The organism is Streptomyces sp. NPDC001848 (assembly GCF_042891915.1).
Classification (GTDB): Bacteria; Actinomycetota; Actinomycetes; order Streptomycetales; family Streptomycetaceae; genus Streptomyces.
Window position 1 is genome coordinate 138,025 of sequence record NZ_JBIATP010000002.1, and the last position, 15,962, is coordinate 153,986.

At 71.0% G+C, this 15,962-nt stretch carries 15 protein-coding genes; 8 read left to right on the plus strand and 7 right to left on the minus strand.

Features of this window, described 5'->3' with window-relative positions:
* Positions 1 to 134 precede the first annotated feature (134 nt).
* Together ACFYZJ_RS03725 and ACFYZJ_RS03730 are read left to right on the plus strand one after the other, a co-directional pair.
* On the plus strand, positions 135 to 1,169 hold the full coding sequence (locus ACFYZJ_RS03725; RefSeq protein WP_388562456.1) for an endonuclease/exonuclease/phosphatase family protein: 1,035 nt from the start codon (positions 135 to 137) through the stop codon (positions 1,167 to 1,169).
* 98 nt (positions 1,170 to 1,267) lie between these two features.
* Entirely contained in the window at positions 1,268 to 2,485 is a 1,218-nt protein-coding gene (locus ACFYZJ_RS03730; protein ID WP_388562458.1) for an MFS transporter, read from the plus strand.
* 285 nt (positions 2,486 to 2,770) lie between these two features.
* Here ACFYZJ_RS03730 and ACFYZJ_RS03735 read toward each other — a convergent pair whose 3' ends face one another.
* On the minus strand, positions 2,771 to 3,154 hold the full coding sequence (locus tag ACFYZJ_RS03735; RefSeq protein WP_388562460.1) for an ATP-binding protein: 384 nt from the start codon (positions 3,152 to 3,154) through the stop codon (positions 2,771 to 2,773).
* Positions 3,151 to 3,375 (minus strand): hypothetical protein, encoded by a 225-nt coding sequence (locus ACFYZJ_RS03740; RefSeq protein ID WP_388562462.1) that lies wholly within the window; start codon positions 3,373 to 3,375, stop codon positions 3,151 to 3,153. The genes ACFYZJ_RS03735 and ACFYZJ_RS03740 overlap by 4 nt, the downstream gene beginning before the upstream one ends.
* A 134-nt stretch (positions 3,376 to 3,509) precedes the next feature.
* On the opposite strand from ACFYZJ_RS03740, the gene ACFYZJ_RS03745 reads away from it, so the two are divergent.
* Together ACFYZJ_RS03745 and ACFYZJ_RS03750 are read left to right on the plus strand one after the other, a co-directional pair.
* A complete protein-coding gene (locus ACFYZJ_RS03745; protein ID WP_388562464.1) occupies positions 3,510 to 4,373 on the plus strand; it encodes a Scr1 family TA system antitoxin-like transcriptional regulator in 864 nt (287 codons plus the stop codon).
* On the plus strand, positions 4,345 to 4,623 hold the full coding sequence (locus ACFYZJ_RS03750; protein ID WP_388562466.1) for a DUF397 domain-containing protein: 279 nt from the start codon (positions 4,345 to 4,347) through the stop codon (positions 4,621 to 4,623). Before ACFYZJ_RS03745 ends, ACFYZJ_RS03750 begins: the two co-directional genes overlap by 29 nt.
* An 18-nt stretch (positions 4,624 to 4,641) precedes the next feature.
* Here the strand turns inward: ACFYZJ_RS03750 and ACFYZJ_RS03755 are convergent, their stop codons facing one another.
* The 4 genes from ACFYZJ_RS03755 to ACFYZJ_RS03770 all read right to left on the minus strand — a co-directional run bounded on the left by ACFYZJ_RS03755 (position 4,642) and on the right by ACFYZJ_RS03770 (position 10,429).
* Positions 4,642 to 6,690, minus strand: a complete 2,049-nt coding sequence (locus tag ACFYZJ_RS03755) for an NAD(+) synthase (RefSeq protein ID WP_388562468.1) — start codon at positions 6,688 to 6,690, stop codon at positions 4,642 to 4,644.
* A 126-nt stretch (positions 6,691 to 6,816) separates the two neighbouring features.
* Positions 6,817 to 8,760, minus strand: coding sequence for a protease pro-enzyme activation domain-containing protein (locus ACFYZJ_RS03760; RefSeq protein WP_388562470.1), 1,944 nt, complete (start codon positions 8,758 to 8,760; stop codon positions 6,817 to 6,819).
* A 314-nt stretch (positions 8,761 to 9,074) separates the two neighbouring features.
* Positions 9,075 to 9,704 (minus strand): DUF305 domain-containing protein, encoded by a 630-nt coding sequence (locus tag ACFYZJ_RS03765; protein WP_388562472.1) that lies wholly within the window; start codon positions 9,702 to 9,704, stop codon positions 9,075 to 9,077.
* Positions 9,701 to 10,429 carry a DUF3105 domain-containing protein gene (locus ACFYZJ_RS03770; protein WP_388562474.1) on the minus strand — a complete coding sequence of 243 codons (729 nt, stop codon included), beginning with the start codon at positions 10,427 to 10,429 and terminating at the stop codon, positions 9,701 to 9,703. The genes ACFYZJ_RS03765 and ACFYZJ_RS03770 overlap by 4 nt, the downstream gene beginning before the upstream one ends.
* 162 nt (positions 10,430 to 10,591) lie before the next feature.
* Here ACFYZJ_RS03770 and ACFYZJ_RS03775 point away from each other — a divergent pair, with 162 nt between their 5' ends.
* Positions 10,592 to 11,032, plus strand: coding sequence for an RrF2 family transcriptional regulator (locus tag ACFYZJ_RS03775; RefSeq protein ID WP_388562475.1), 441 nt, complete (start codon positions 10,592 to 10,594; stop codon positions 11,030 to 11,032).
* Here the strand turns inward: ACFYZJ_RS03775 and ACFYZJ_RS03780 are convergent.
* On the minus strand, positions 11,023 to 12,204 hold the full coding sequence (locus ACFYZJ_RS03780; protein WP_388562476.1) for a globin domain-containing protein: 1,182 nt from the start codon (positions 12,202 to 12,204) through the stop codon (positions 11,023 to 11,025). The genes ACFYZJ_RS03775 and ACFYZJ_RS03780 overlap by 10 nt on opposite strands.
* A 332-nt stretch (positions 12,205 to 12,536) precedes the next feature.
* On the opposite strand from ACFYZJ_RS03780, the gene glnA reads away from it, so the two are divergent.
* The 3 genes from glnA (at position 12,537) to ACFYZJ_RS03795 (ending at position 15,772) form a co-directional block, all read left to right on the plus strand.
* Entirely contained in the window at positions 12,537 to 13,898 is a 1,362-nt protein-coding gene (gene glnA / locus ACFYZJ_RS03785) for a type I glutamate--ammonia ligase (protein ID WP_388562478.1), read from the plus strand.
* Between the two features lie 114 nt (positions 13,899 to 14,012).
* A complete protein-coding gene (locus ACFYZJ_RS03790) occupies positions 14,013 to 14,696 on the plus strand; it encodes a DUF899 family protein (protein ID WP_388562480.1) in 684 nt (227 codons plus the stop codon).
* Positions 14,697 to 14,836: 140 nt separating this feature from the next.
* On the plus strand, positions 14,837 to 15,772 hold the full coding sequence (locus tag ACFYZJ_RS03795; RefSeq protein WP_388562482.1) for a DUF72 domain-containing protein: 936 nt from the start codon (positions 14,837 to 14,839) through the stop codon (positions 15,770 to 15,772).
* The last annotated feature ends 190 nt before the right edge of the window (positions 15,773 to 15,962 follow it).

A 15,962-nucleotide genomic window follows, 5' to 3' on the forward strand; every position in this document is an offset into this window, starting at 1 on the left:
CGGAACTTCGGACGCCGCCTCGCTCGTCCTCGTGCGCGTACGGCCGCCACGGGGCGGCAGGGAGGAGCCGATCATCCCCTAGGGTCGTTACCGCGGGGGGCGACGGTGTGCACGGCGAGGTGTGAGGCGACGGTATGGCGCAGGCGTACATGACGGAGACGGGCGGCGGCGGCACGGGGCCGGGCCGCGGAGGATCCCGGCTCCGACGCCTGTACGAGGGGTTGCGCGGCAACCGCGGCATCTGGCGCCGCGGCATCGTCCTGGCCGTTCTCGCGGTGCTTCTCGCGCTGGTGATGCTGCTGCACGCGCAGATCCCCAACAGGGTGGGAAACACCGGCTCCCTGACGGAGACGTTCCTGCCCTGGCTCGGGATCGTGGGCGTGCCGCTGCTGCTGCTCCTGGCGCTGCTGCGGAAGTCGGCGACGGCGCTGATCGCGGTGCTGGTGCCCGTGACGGTCTGGCTGAACCTCTTCGGCGGGCTGCTCGGCGACAAGAGCGCGAGCGGCGGTGACCTGACCGTGGCCACGCACAACGTGAACGCCGACAACCCCGACCCGTCCGGCACCGCCCGGGACGTGGCCGCCTCCGGCGCGGACGTGCTGGCGCTGGAGGAGCTGAAGGCGTCCGCCGTCCCGGTGTACGAGCAGGCGCTGGCGTCGACGTACCGGTACCACTCGGTGCAGGGCACGGTCGGGCTGTGGAGCAAGTACCCGCTGAGCCGGGTCGAGCCCGTGGACATCAAGCTGGGCTGGACCCGGGCGATGCGGGCCACCGTGAACACGCCGGAGGGGCAGGTCGCCGTCTACGTCGCCCACATGCCCTCCGTACGGGTGAAGCTGGCGGCCGGGTTCACGGCGCGGCAGCGGGACACCAGCGCGGACGCGCTCGGGGAGGCCATCGCCGAGGAGAAGCTGAGCAAGGTGATCCTGCTCGGTGACCTGAACGGCACCATGAACGACCGCGCGCTCAACGCCGTCACCTCCCAGATGCGTTCGACGCAGGGCGCGGCCGGCAGCGGCTTCGGGTTCAGCTGGCCGGCGTCGTTCCCGATGGCGCGAATCGACCAGATCATGGTCAGGGGCATCGAGCCGGTGAGTTCGTGGACGCTGCCGCGGACGGGGAGCGACCATCTGCCGGTGGCGGCACGTGTGAACGTCACCACGTCTTAACCCCCCGGAATACTGGGCCTGCCAGACTTTGTTCCGTACGTGAACATACGAAACGCAGACGACGTACGGAACCCGTTTTGGAAAGGCACAGGCACTTCATGCCCCTGGCCCTGCTCGCCCTTGCCGTGGGCGCCTTCGGCATCGGAACAACCGAGTTCGTGATGATGGGCCTCCTGCCCAATGTCGCGGACGACCTGCACATATCCATCCCCACCGCCGGGCACCTGGTCTCGGCGTACGCCCTGGGCGTGGTGATCGGCGCGCCGCTGCTCGCCGCGGTCACGGCGCGCATGTCCCGGCGAACGGTCCTGATCGGCCTGATGGCCCTGTTCGTGCTGGGCAACGCGCTGTCGGCGCTGGCGCCGGACCACGACTGGCTGCTGGCCGCCCGCTTCCTGAGCGGGCTGCCGCACGGGGCGTTCTTCGGTGTCGGCGCGGTCGTCGCCACGAGCCTGGTGGCGCCCGAGCGCAAGGCCCGCTCGGTGTCGCTGATGTTCCTGGGACTGACCGTCGCGAACATCGCCGGTGTGCCGGTCGCGACCCTGATGGGGCAGCACCTGGGGTGGCGCGCGACGTTCCTGGGCGTGAGCTCGATCGGTCTGGCCGCGATCGCCTCCCTCTTCCTGCTGATCCCGCACGACCACACCCACGCCCCGGCCGGCGGTCTGCGCGGCGAACTGGCCGCCCTGCGCTCGCTGCCGGTGTGGCTGGCGCTGGGGACGACGGTGGCGGGCTTCGGCGCGCTGTTCTCGGCGTACAGCTATGTGACGCCGATGCTGACGGACGCGGCCGGCTACGCCGATTCGAGCGTGACGCTCCTGCTGGCGCTGTTCGGCGTGGGCGCGACGATCGGCAACCTGGTGGGCGGCCGGCTGGCGGACCACTCGCTGCGGGGAGCGCTGTTCGGCGGCCTGACGTCGCTGGCGGTGGTCCTGGCCCTGTTCCCGGTGCTGATGGGCGCCGAGTGGAGCGCCGCCCTGGCGGTCACCCTGCTGGGCGTGGCGGCCTTCGTCACCGGCTCGCCGCTGCAGCTGATGGTGATGGAGAAGGCGTCGGCGGCGCCGTCGCTGGCCTCCTCGGCGAACCAGGCGGCGTTCAACATGGCCAACGCGGGCGGGGCGTGGATCGGCGGTCTCGCGCTGGCGGCCGGCTTCGGCACCACGTCCCCCGCCGTGGCGGGCGCGGCGCTGGCGGTACTCGGCCTCGCGGTGGCCGGTGTGGCCTACGCGGTGGACCGGCGGCGGGTCCCTGCCGGAGGGCGGGAGCGCGTGGTCGCCTCCCATGTCCCGCAGGAGGCGGAGACACTGCACCGCTGAGGCGGTGGCCGGCGGGGGCGGGTGGTCCTCGCCCTCGCCGGCCCGAACCTGTCCTGACTTCGCAGCCGGTGGCGTGTGGGTCGTCTGTTCAGCGGCTCAGTGCGGCTGCGCCGCCCGGCGTGGGATGGGTGAACAGGCAGAACGAATGCCCCGCATCCCTTGATCAACCCCGCATCGCGGGGTGGCAGCACCGGAGGCGAGGTCGGCTACCTGCGCTCTTGCCCACGCCGGTTCGTATTGACGCGTAAGAGCTCGGATGCGGCGAGGTGGACCCCGCAGGCGCAGTCATCCGACGTTCCCGGTGACAGGCTGCCGCTCCGGTTCGGCCAGCTCGCACCAGACCGTCTTGCGGTCCGCTCCCTGATCCACGCCCCAGCGCCGGGAGAGCCGGCCGACCAGGGCCAGACCGCGGCCGGACTCGGCTGTTCCGGTGGCGGTCAGCAGGGTCGGCAGTGCGCGTGGGTCCGGATCGGTGACCTCGACGCGGGTGTGGCCGCAGGGCGTGCTGGTCACGCGGACGGTCACTGGCGTGCCCTCGCCGAGGTGGTCGATGACGTTGGTCAGTAACTCGGTGACGCACAGGCGGACTTCGAAGTCGAGCGCGCGAAGGTGGTGGCGCACTTCGGGTACGGCCTTGGGGGTGGCGAGCAGGTCGACTTCGAAGGTCATCGCTCGGCCGCCGCCTTCCGGAGGGCGGTGGCGAGCGCGTGGGCCGTGGCCGTGTTGCAGTTCCCGAGCGCGACGAGGCCCGCGGGCGGTGCGTACGTGCCCGCGAAGCTCGGCAGGTCGACGCGCAGGGAGGGGAGCGTGATGTCGTGCAGGGCGAGGGCGGCGCGGAGGTCCTCGACGCAGAGGGTGACGTCGTGGGCCGTGGGGGAGGGGTCGGGCATGGGGAGATGACAGCCTTCTGTGCGGTGTGTGACGAACGCCTCACAGAGTGTCGCCCGGCTCGCTAGCGTGGAAGGCGTTTCGCGTCCGCGACGCGAACAGCGGAAACGGCGCGGTGAGTTATGGCGGTGAGCACGTGGCACGGCGTAGGGACATCGACGGCTCGATGAGCGTCCCGACCTTCTACGGCAAGGAGTTGCGGTGGAAGAGGGAGGCGGCGGGCCTGTCGCTGGAAGCGTTCCTCGAAGGCAGCTTCTACGGCAAGACCTACCTCAGCGACATCGAGCGCGGGGAGCGGCGTATGCCGTTGGATCTGGCCCGGCATGCGGATCGGGTCCTGAAGACCGACGGGTTCTTCGAGCGGCATTGCGAGGATGTGCGGAAGGCGCGGCGAGGGCCGCATGCCGCGTACTTCGAGAAGGCCCTGGAGGCGGAGAAGTACGCGGAGTCCATCGAGCTGTGGTCCCCCATCATCTTCCCCGGGCTGCTCCAGACCGCCCCTTACGCTCGGACGCTGGTCCGGTCGGCCCACCCGGCGGCCTCCGACGAGTGGGTCGAGGAGAAGGTGACGGCCCGACTCGCCCGCGCCCGTCTCTTCGAGGACGATCACTCCACCCCGGAGTACTGGGCGATCCTGCACGAGTCGTTGATCGCGGACCCGATCCTCTCGCCGCCGGAGACGGCTGAACAGCTCGACCGGATCGTGGAGTTGGCCGAGCGGCGGCGGATCACTCCGCAGATCGTTCCGCGGACGTGCGGCGCGTACCCCTTGATGGCCGCCTCCATCATGGTCATGACGTTCCCGGACGCTCCGCCTCTGATCTACACCGAGGCGTCCTACAGCGGGGACACCATCGATGATCCGGCCCTCGTGAAGCAGTACCGCAAGGCATACGATCGGCTCAGGGCCGTCGCGCTGTCACCAGACACGTCCCTCGCCATGATCAAGGCCGCCGCAGAGGATTACCGAAATGGCAAGCAACCGGATCGACTTGAGTGAAGCGCTCTGGTTCAAGAGCAGCCACAGCAACGGTGACGGCGGGGAATGCGTAGAAGTCGCCAGCGACTTCCCCGGCGCCGCCCTCTGGCGCAAGTCGAGCTACAGCAATGGTGACGGCGGCAACTGTGTCGAGGTAGCCGACAACATCCCCGACCTCGTCCCCGTCCGTGACTCCAAGGTGCCCGACGGCCCCGTCCTCGTCCTCACCGCCGCTGCCTGGGCCCCCTTCATCGCCTCGCTCAAGAGGTGAACCGGGGCCCAGGGGCCGTCACGTCTCCGGGGTGTCGAAGCGGGCGAGGTCCCGCAGCCAGGTCCGTGCGTTGCTGTCGGACGGTGCGCGCCAGTCGCCGCGCGGGGAGAGCGAACCGCCGGCCGAGACCTTCGGCCCGTTGGGCATGGCCGACCGCTTGAACTGCGCGAAGCCGAAGAAGCGGCGACAGAAGACCTCCAGCCAGTGCCGGATCTCCGCCAGGTCGTAGGCCACCCGCTTGGCCTGGGGGAAGTTCGGCGGCCAGGCGCCCGCCTCCGGGTCGTGCCAGGCGTGCCAGGCCAGGAAGGCGATCTTCGACGGCCGGAAGCCGTAGCGCAGCACGTGGAAGAGCGTGAAGTCGTGCAGCGCGTACGGGCCGATCTTCGACTCGGTGGACTGCATCTCCTCGCCCGGTACGAGCTCCGGGCTGATCTCGGTGTCGAGGATCGCGGCGAGGGTCTTGCCCGTCTCCTCGTCGAACTCCCCGCTGCTGATCACCCAGCGGATCAGATGCTGGATCAGCGTCTTCGGCACGCCCGCGTTGACGTTGTAGTGGCTCATCTGGTCGCCCACGCCGTACGTGGACCAGCCGAGCGCCAGCTCGGAGAGGTCACCGGTGCCCAGCACGATGCCGCCGCGCTGGTTGGCCAGCCGGAACAGGTAGTCGGTGCGCAGCCCGGCCTGCACGTTCTCGAAGGTGACGTCGTACACCGGCTCGCCGGAGGCGAACGGGTGGCCCATCTCCTTCAGCATCAGCCGCGCGGTGGGGGTGATGTCCAGCTCGGCCGCGGTGACGCCGAGCGAGTTCATCAGCTTGTGGGCGTTGTCCTTGGTGTGGTCGCTGGTGGCGAAGCCCGGCAGCGTCCAGGCCAGGATGTCGCTGCGCGGGCGGCCCGCGCGGTCCATGGCGCGGGCGGCGACGATCAGCGCGTGCGTGGAGTCCAGGCCGCCGGACACCCCGATGACCACCTTCGGGCCGCCGATCGCCGCGAGGCGCTGCTGGAGGCCCTCGACCTGGATGTTGTACGCCTCGTAGCAGTCCAGGGCGAGGCGGTCGGGGTCGGCCGGCACGAACGGGAAGCGCTCCAGGCGACGGCGCAGCCCCAGGTCGGTCAGCGGCGGATCGAGCTCGAACGCGACCGTCCGGAAGTCGCCGGTCCGCGCGCTGTGCGTACGGCGGTTGTCGTCGAACGTGCCCATCCGCTGCCGCTCCTGCCGCAGCAGGTCGAGGTCCACGTCGGCCACCGCGTAACTGTCGCCGAGCGGGAACCGCTCGGTCTCGGCCAGCAGCACGCCGTTCTCGTAGATCATGGTCTGGCCGTCCCAGGACAAGTCGGTGGTCGACTCGCCGAGGCCTGCCGCCGCGTAGACGTAGGCCGCGAGGCAGCGGGAGGACGCCGAGCGGCACAGCAGCTTGCGGTCCTCGGCCCGCCCGACCGTGATCGGGCTGCCCGAGAGGTTGACCAGGACGGTCGCACCGGCGAGGGCTGCCTCCGCGCTGGGCGGCACCGGCACCCACATGTCCTCGCAGATCTCCGCGTGCAGGACGAGACCCGGGACGTCCTCGGCCGCGAACAGCAGGTCCACGCCGAACGGCACGACCTCGCCGCCGACGCGGATCGACCCGCCGCGCTCGTCGGCGCCGTCGCCGATCTGCCGGCGCTCGTAGAACTCCCGGTAGTTCGGCGGGTACGACTTGGGCACGACACCGAGGACGCGGCCGCGGTGCACGATCACCGCGCAGTTGTAGACCCGGTTGCGGTGGCGCAGCGGCGCACCGACGACCAGCACCGGCAGCAAGTCCGCAGAGCCGGTCACCACCTCCTTCAGTGCCTCCTCGACCTGGTCGAGCAGCGCGTCCTGCAGCAGCAGGTCCTCGATCGAGTAGCCGCACAGCACCATCTCCGGGAAGACGGCGACGGCGACCCCCTCCCCGGCGCACCGGCGCGCGTGGCGCAGGACCGCTTCGGCGTTGGCGTGCGGGTCCGCGATGACGGTGTGACCCGTGCACGCGGCGACGCGTGCGAAGCCGTGCTGATAGATCGACCAGAAGTTCAAGGGAGGCACGAGCCCAGTGTAATCGTCAGAGCGACGCGATGGGGTGGTGCGGGGGTGTGTGCCGGCCCACGCATGGCGAAGGGGCGCGGGGTGGACCCACCCCGCGCCCCTCAAGGTGCCGTTGCCGGCGGTGCCTCAGTGGTGCTTGTACGACTCGACGTAGCCGGGAGCGGGCGAACCCACACCGGTCACGTCGTCGTAGCCCTTCACCGCGGACAGCGAGCTGTCCTTGCCGAGGCTGCGCACCGAGGTGGCCAGCCCACCCGTGGCGTCGTAGCCGTCGACGAAGTCGACGCGCGCCACGGCGAGTCCGGAGCCCGTCGGGTTGTCCGTGACGTCGTGGTACACCTTCGAGCCGTACCTGGCGTAGATCTCCGGGTTGGCGAAGCCGATCGGCTGCCCGCCGCGGGCCTCCTGAGCGAGGGCCTGCACGGCCGCGATCACGGGCGCCGCGAGCGAGGTGCCGCCGATGCGGTACTCGTCGTACGCCTGCGTCTTGCCGTCCGGCAGGGTCTGCGTCTGGCCCACCAGGAAACCGGTGTTGGGGTCGGCGATCGCCGCGATGTCCGGGACGACGCGGTTGCCGTCGGCGCTGTTGGCCTTCGCCAGCGCGTCCGGGACGACGCCCTTCTGGTAGTAGGGCTCCGCCACGGTCTTGCTGGTGCCGCCGCCCGCGCCCGAGGTGAACGCGCCGGGGAAGTTCACCCAGCTCTTGCCGTCGCTCGACAGCAGGGCCTTCTCGGTGCCCCAGCCGGTCTCCCACTGGTACGTGTCGTTCTTGCCGACCGCCAGCGAGGTACCGCCGACCGCGGTCACCCAGGCCGAGTTGGCCGGGGTGTCGACCTGCTTCGTACCGGTGTTGGCGACCTCGTCGCCGTTGTCACCGGAGGAGAAGTAGAAGCCGATGCCCTCCGCCGCGCCGAACTGGAACACCTGGTCGTAGGCGGCCGCGAGGTCCGGGGTCTGGTTGGCCTCGATGTCGCCCCAGGAGTTGGAGACGATGTCGGCCAGGTGGTTGTCGACGACCTTGCTGAGCGAGTCGAGCAGGTCGTCGTCGTAGCAGGAGGCGGCGCCGACGTACGTGACGTTCGCGGCGGGGGCGACCGCGTGCACGGCCTCGACGTCGAGCGTCTCCTCGCCGTACCAGCCGGCGGCCTTGCACTCGTTGATCTTGGTGTACTGGTTCGGCAGCACCTGGCGCAGCTGGCTGGTGGTCCAGGCGGCGTCGCCGTGCTTCTTCGCGTAGGTGGCCGCGTCGAAGGCGATGGTCGGGGAGGCGTACGCGTCGGTGATGGCGACCCGCACCCCCTTGCCCGTGCGGGTGCCCGCGCCGTACGCGGCCCGCAGCTGCTCGCCCGTGTAACCCTTGATGGCGTACGGGATCTTGTGGCCGTACGCGTCCGGCAGCGTCGTCGCGGTGTTCGAGCCGAAGTACGAGGAGAACGGCCCGGAGTTGCGGAAGACGGTCTCCGGCGGCGGCAGCTGGTCGTCGTGGTTCGCCTTGTGCGGGGCGTTGTCCAGGCCGGTGACGGTCAGGACGGCACCCTGCAGGCTCGTGGGCACGGAGGCCGGCTTCACCGGGGCACGGTAGGTCTTCGAGCCCTTGGCGTAGTTGTGCAGCTGGGTGCCGAACGCCTTCTCGGCGGCGGCCACGTCACCGCTCACGGCGACGTAGTGCTGCGTGACGGCGGTGACCTTCAGGCCGGACGCCTTCAGCCACGACGTCACCGCGGCCACCTGCTCCTTGGTCGCGCCGAAGCGCGCCTGCGCCTGCTTCGCGCTCAGGTACTTGCCGTACACCGGCGAGTGCGGGTCGGAGACGGCCTTCGCGAAGGCGGCCAGGCCGCGCGCGTCACGGCCGGCGAAGTAGACCCGGGCGTTGACCTGGGCGCTGTCGGCGGCAGCGCCCTTGTCCGCCTTGGCCGTCGCCCACGCGGGCTTGGTGCCCGCGAGCGCGTCCCGGCCGGGGTTGTCCGCGGCGTGCGCCGCGGGTATGCCGAGCGCCAGTGCGCCGGCGAGCAAGGGCAGTGTCGCTGCCAGGCTCACCCCGGCGCGCGCCTTGGCGCGGTTGGATCTCATAGAACCCCCTGCGATGCGGTTCGTCGCATGTAGTGGTCGGTCGATGTGATCCGCGTAGAACACCGCGCGATGACGACGCGGTGAATGGATCACACGATGGGGGCCACTCTCTCGATGAACGGTTCATGCCAGGGGAATGAAGAGACCAAGGAAACGCCAAGTGGCCGCGACTACGGGGGATTTGAGCGGGATCGGGCGTTCCTTGTGTGTTGCGGAAAGGTTGCGATTGCCGGGATACCCTTGCGGCACCCTCCGGTTCGATGCCGCTTTGTCGACATGTATGCAGGCCGGCGGTTGTCCGCAGGCCGGGGGCGTCAGGTGCGCGGCTTGGCGCCGCGTTCCTTGAGCATCGTCGTCATCAGGTCGATCTCCGACCGCTGTGCGTCGACCATGCCCTGCGCGAGTCTCTTCTCCACGCCGACCGTGCACTTGGCGACGCAGCCCTCGGCCATGTGGATGCCGCCCTTGTGATGGTCGGTCATCAGTTGCAGGTAGAGGACCTCGGCCTGCTTGCCGCGCAGTTCGCCCAGTTTCCTCATCTCGGTGTTGGTCGCCATGCCCGGCATCAGTGCGCCGTCCTTGCCGGAGGCCATGCCTCCCATGCCCATCCACGTCATCGGCGGATCGGAGGACACCTTCGGCAGCCCCCACAGGTCGAGCCAGCCCAGCAGCATGCCGCGCTGGTTGGCCTGCGTCTGCGCGATGTCGTACGCGAGCCGGCGCACCTCCTCGTCCGTGGTGCGGTCGCGCACGATGTACGACATCTCGACGGCCTGCTGGTGGTGGACCGCCATGTCCCGCGCGAAACCGGCGTCCGCGGAGTCCGCGGCGGGTACCTTGATGCTCCTGGACCCGCCGTCCTCGGCGACCGCGTACGTGATCGCGCCCGTCGCGACGAGCGCCGCCGCCGCGGCCCCGGCGATCCAGCCGATGTGCCGGCTCACTTCATCGTCCCGCCGGTGCACGGGGCACCCGGCTCGGGCGTCTGCTCGCCCTGGACGTACGTGGAGAGGAACTTGTCGACGCCCGGGTCGTCGGCGCTCTGCACGGAGAGCTGGTGGCCCCAGGCCGTGAGCACGATCGGGCTCGCCTGATTCTCGTACGGGCTCATCAGCGTGTACGGGGTCCTCTTCACCTTCGCCGCGAGCGCCGAGACGTCGGCCTTCGACGCCTTGCCGCTGTACGTCACCCACACCGCGCCGTGCTCCAGCGAGTGCACGGCGTTCTCGTCCCTGACGGGCTCGGTGTAGACGTCGCCGTTGCAGTCCAGCCACACCGGGTTGTGGTCGCCGCCCACGGGCGGGCGCATCGGGTAGGACACGCTCGTGGTGACGTGGTTGCGGGTCAGCGTGCCCGTCCAGATCCGCACACCGTCCTTGCCGGTGACGAAGTGGCCGACGTCCTTGGAACTCCTCCCCGACGCCTTGGAGCCGCTCGCCGACGCCGCCGGGCCGCCCGCCGACCCCTTCGGGCCGCTCGCCGCGGAGGCCCTGCTCCCGGACTGGGTGTCGATGAGGACCACGCCGCCGACGACGAGACCGGCCACGACGACCACACTCGCCGCGAGGGTCAGGATGCGGTTGCGGCGCTCACGGGCGCGTTCCGCACGGCGCAACTGCTCCACGCGGGCCTTGCGCTCGGCGGAACCGGGGGTGGGGGCGGAGCCCATGGTGCGTCCTTCGGGGAAAGGGACCTTCGGGACGGCTGATCGTAGTGGGGCGGGAGTCCATACACCTAGGCCGGACCACCCGAACGGCTGAAGGGGCGGCCTTCGCGCCGGTGATGTGAAGCGTAATTTGAAGCTCGGATGCGCATTATCTACGCTGGCGGCATGCGGCTGTTGCGCTCCACCGACCTGGCGCTGCGGGTCCTGATGCGGCTCGCCGTCGCAGGCGACTCCAGCCCCGCGACCCGCGAGGTCGCGGCGGCCATGGACGTGCCGTACACGCACGCCGCGAAGGTCGTGGCCGAACTGACGCACATGGGGCTCCTCAAGGCCCGCCGGGGCCGGGGCGGCGGGCTCACGCTCACCGAGGCCGGGCGCACCGCGTCGGTCGGCGCGGTCGTGCGCCGCTTCGAAGGGGACGGCGACGTCGTCGACTGCGAGGGCGCCACGCCCTGTCCCCTGCACACCGGCTGCCGGCTGCGGGGCGCGCTGCGCCGGGCCCAGGAGGCGTTCTTCGCCTCGCTGGACCCGGTGACGATCGAGGACATGGTCGCGGCGCCGACGGGACCCCTCCTGCTGGGGATCCCCTCTCCGCGTCAGCCCTGAGCGAGCCAGAGGTCCGGGCCGAACACCTCGTAGTGGATGTCGGCGGGCGCCACGCCCTTCTCGATCAGTTGGGTACGCACCGCGCGCATGAAGGGCAGCGGACCGCACAGGTACGCGCGCGTGCCCGACGCGACCGGTACGGCGCTCAGGTCCACGAGGCCCGGGTGCGCGCCCTCGGGGGCGTCCTGCTCGTACCAGAGGTGCACGGCGGCGTCCGGCAGCTTGGCCGCGAAGCCCTCGTGGTCGGCGCGCAGGGCGTGCGTGGCGGGGGAGCGGTCGGCATGCACCACGGTGACCGGGGCGCTGTGGCCGGTGCGGTCGAGCTGCTCCAGCATGGCGATCATCGGGGTCACGCCGATGCCGGCGGAGGCGAGCAGCAGAGGGGCGTCCGTGGCGTCCAGGACGAGGTCGCCGTAGGGGGCGGAGAGCTCCAGGGTGTCGCCCTCACGCACGCGCGCGTGGAGGTGGCCTGAGACCTCGCCGTCCGGCGTGTCGTCGCCGTGGACCCGCTTGACGCTGATCTGCCGCACCTCGGAGCCGGGCGCGGCGGAGAGGCTGTACTGGCGGATCTGCCGGGCCCCGTCCGGGAGCTCGACGCGGACGGAGACGTACTGGCCCGGGAGGAAGTCGGGGGCCGGCCCGTCGTCGGCCGGGCGGAGCTGGAAGGTGGCGACGTCCGCCGTCTCCTCGACGCGCCCCACGACGCGCCACGCACGCCACCCGCTCTGGCCGCTCGCCGCGTACAGCCGCTTCTCGATCGCGATCAGCGCGTTCGCCATCAGCCAGTAGACCTCGTCCCAGGCGGCGGCGACCTCGGGGGTGACCGCGTCACCGAGGACCTCGGCGATGGCGGCGAAGAGGTGCTGGTGGACGACCTCGTACTGCTCGGGCGTGACGCCCAGCGAGGCGTGCTTGTGGGCGATGCGGCCCAGCATCACGTCGGGGCGCTCGTCCGGGTGCTCCAGCAGCTGCGTGGCGAAGGCGGCGATCGAACCCGCCAGTGCCTGCCGCTGGGTGCCGGCCGCCTGGTTGCCGCGATTGAACAGGTCGCGCAGCAGTTCCGGATGGGCGGCGAACAGTCCGTCGTAGAAGCGCTCGGTGATCTCGCCCAGTGCGGCACCGACGGCGGGGAGGGTGGCGCGCACGGTGGCGACGGACTGCTCGGACAGCATCGTGACTCCTTTGTGAAGGACTGTGCGGGACCTTTGTGAAGGAAGGGTGGGCATCGGTCGTCGGCACCGTAATAAAACTTGCATATGAGATGCAAATTAACCGGGCCGGGAGAGGGACGAGATCGGCCATTACGTATGGGGCGGCGAACAGGCAAGATGGGCGTCAGAGCAGGACACCTGCCGTATGCGAGGCGTTCAGCCCGGGGTCGGGCGGCCGATCAAGGTCCGCAACGCGCATGAAATGCTGTTGTGGTGGGATGCTCAGGTGCCCGACCGCCTCCGGCGCACACCGGAGACAGGCGGCCTGACCAGCAAGGATGGGGAAGCGGAAGATGGACAAGCAGCAGGAGTTCGTGCTCCGGACCTTGGAGGAGCGCGACATCCGGTTCGTACGCCTGTGGTTCACGGACGTGCTGGGCTTCCTCAAGTCCGTGGCCGTGGCCCCTGCCGAACTTGAGCAGGCGTTCGACGAAGGCATCGGCTTCGACGGCTCCGCCATCGAGGGCTTCGCCCGTGTCTACGAGTCCGACATGATCGCCAAGCCGGACCCGTCGACCTTCCAGATCCTGCCCTGGCGCGCGGAGGCCCCCGGCACGGCCCGTATGTTCTGCGACATCCTCATGCCGGACGGCTCGCCGTCCTTCGCGGACCCGAGGTACGTGCTCAAGCGTGCCCTGGCCCGCGCCTCCGACCTGGGCTTCACCTTCTACACCCACCCCGAGATCGAGTTCTTCCTGCTGAAGGACCGGCCGCTGGACGGCAGCCGCCCGACGCCGGCCGACAACTCCGGCTACTTCGACCACACCCCGCAGAACATCGGCATGGACTTCCGCCGCCAGGCGATCACCATGCTGGAGTCGATGGGCATCTCGGTCGAGTTCTCCCACCACGAGGGCGCCCCGGGCCAGCAGGAGATCGACCTCAGGTACGCCGACGCGCTGTCCACCGCCGACAACATCATGACGTTCCGCCTGGTCATGAAGCAGGTGGCGCTGGAGCAGGGCGTGCAGGCCACGTTCATGCCGAAGCCGTTCTCCGAGCACCCCGGCTCCGGCATGCACACGCACCTCTCGCTCTTCGAGGGCGACCGCAACGCGTTCTACGAGTCCGGCGCGGAGTACCAGCTGTCCAAGGTGGGCCGCTCCTTCATCGCGGGTCTGCTGCGGCACGCCGGGGAGACCTCGGCGATCACCAACCAGTGGGTGAACTCCTACAAGCGCATCTGGGGCGGCAGCGAGCGCACCGCGGGCGCCGGCGGCGAGGCGCCGTCGTACATCTGCTGGGGCCACAACAACCGCTCGGCCCTGGTCCGGGTCCCCATGTACAAGCCGGGCAAGACGGGTTCGGCCCGCGTCGAGGTCCGCTCGCTGGACTCCGGCGCGAACCCGTACCTGGCCTACGCGGTCCTGCTGGCCGCGGGCCTGAAGGGCATCGAGGAGGGCTACGAGCTGCCTCCCGGCGCCGAGGACGACGTATGGGCCCTGACGGACTCCGAGCGCCGCGCGATGGGCATCGAACCGCTGCCGCAGAACCTCGGCGAGGCGCTCGCGCTGATGCAGCGCAGCGACCTGATCGCCGAGACGCTGGGTGAGCACGTGTTCGACTTCTTCCTGCGCAACAAGAAGCAGGAGTGGGAGGAGTACCGCAGCGAGGTCACCGCGTTCGAGCTGCGGAAGAACCTGCCGGTGCTGTAGCCCGGAGCAGAGGCGCTGGGGCCGACGGTCGTGGACCGTCGGTCCCGGCGCGTCTCACAGGGCGTGTCGCCCTGGACTCGAAGGACCTCGGGGCTCCCCACCCAGGAGGACGGGATGGTGCGACACACCCGGCTGCCCGGCGAGTCCGCCGACTACCTCGCCGCCCGCGAAGAACTCCGGCTCGCCGAGATCGAACTCATGCGCCACCGCGAGAAGATCGCCGCCCAGCGCCGGGCGCTGCCCGAGGGCCCCGCCGTCGACGACTACGCCTTCCTCGAAGGCCCGGCCGACCTGGACGAGGGCGACACCCCGGTTCGCGAGGTCACCCTGAGCGGCCTGTTCACCGGCCCGGACCGGCCGCTGATCGTCTACCACTTCATGTACGGCAAGCTGCAGACCGACCCCTGCCCGATGTGCACGCTGTGGATCGACGGCTTCAACGGCGTCGCGCACCACATCGCCCGGAACGCCGACTTCGCCGTCGCCGCCGCGGCCGACCCGCCCACCCTGCGGCAGCACGCCCGCAACCGCGGCTGGTCCCGGTTGCGCCTGCTCAGCTGCGGCGACAGCACCTTCAAGTACGACCTCGGCAGCGAGGACGAGGACGGCGCGCAGGACTCCACCGTCTCCGTCTTCACCCGGGACGGCGACGGCACGGTCCGCCACTTCTACTCGGCCCACCCGCGCATGGCCGACGACATCGACCAGCGCGGCATCGACCTGCTCAACCCCGTCTGGCACCTCCTCGACCTGACCCCGGGTGGTCGCGGCGACTGGTTCGCGGGCCTGGACTACTGATTCGTACCCGCCGCGCGGTACGGCGCGGAGTGGGCCCGTTGCGATGCCGGAGGGCGGTGTGGTCGGCGGTGTGCCGGACATGGCCGTGCGGTGTGGCATGGTCCGGACATGGCTGGGCGTCCCCGGGCAACCCGGGGACCATGGGCGACATCCTGGTGGGGACGTGTTCGTGGACGGACCGGGCGCTGGTGGCGAGCGGCTGGTACCCGCGCGGGCGGCGCGACGCGGAGGGGCGGCTGCGGTTCTACGCCGAGCGGTTTCCCGTGGTGGAGGCGGACTCCTCGTACTACGCGCTGCCCGGTGAACGCACCGGCCGCCTGTGGGCGGAGCGCACACCGGACGGTTTCGTCTTCGACGTCAAGGCCTTCTCGCTGCTGACCGGGCATCCGACGCGGCCGGAGGCGCTGCCCGCCGACCTGCGGCCGGCCCTGGGCCGCCGACGTGCCCCCGAACCGGGTGACGGGGGCCTGCTCGACGAGTTATGGGCGCGCTTCGCCGAGGCGCTGGAACCGCTGCGGCGGGCCGGACGGCTCGGGACGGTGCTGTTCCAGTTCCCGCCGTCGCTCGCTCCCGGCGCGCGCTCCCAGGCCTTCGTGCGCGCGTGCCGCGAACGGGCCCGTGACTGGCCGTTCGCCGTCGAGTTCCGGCACCCGGAGTGGTGGCGGGGCGGAAGGGAGACGGCCACCGCGGCGCTGCTCGCGGACCTGGACGCCACCGCGGTCGCCGTGGACACCGCGCAGGGGCTGGCGACCTCGGTGCCGCCCGTCACGCCGGTCACGGCACGGCGGCCGGCCGTCGTCCGCTTCCACGGGCGCAGCCCGCACTGGGGCACCGGGTCCAAGGAGGACGCCTACCGCCACGCGTACACCGAGCGGGAACTGGAGGAGTGGGTGCCGCGGGTACGGGAGCTGGCCGAGCGGACGGAACAGGTGCACGTCCTGTTCAACAACTGCTGCGCCGACGCGGCGGTCCGCGCGGCGGAGACGATGCGGCGGCTGCTGGGGGAGGCGGTGCCGCACCAGCTGCGGCATGCCTTCACGCCGGCGCCGGCGCCGGGGCTCCGGCCGGGGGACTGACACCCCCGGCACCGCCACCCGACGGCCCGCGCCCGCCCGGGTCCTCGCCCCCGAGGGCCTGCGCATCCGCGCGGGCCTCGCCCCCCGGCCGCCCAAGCGCCCGCCCGGGTCCTCGCCCGCCACCCGAGCGCCCGCGCGACCCCGCACCCGCTCCCCGCGGGCACCGGCGGGCACCACCCCGGCGCTCCCC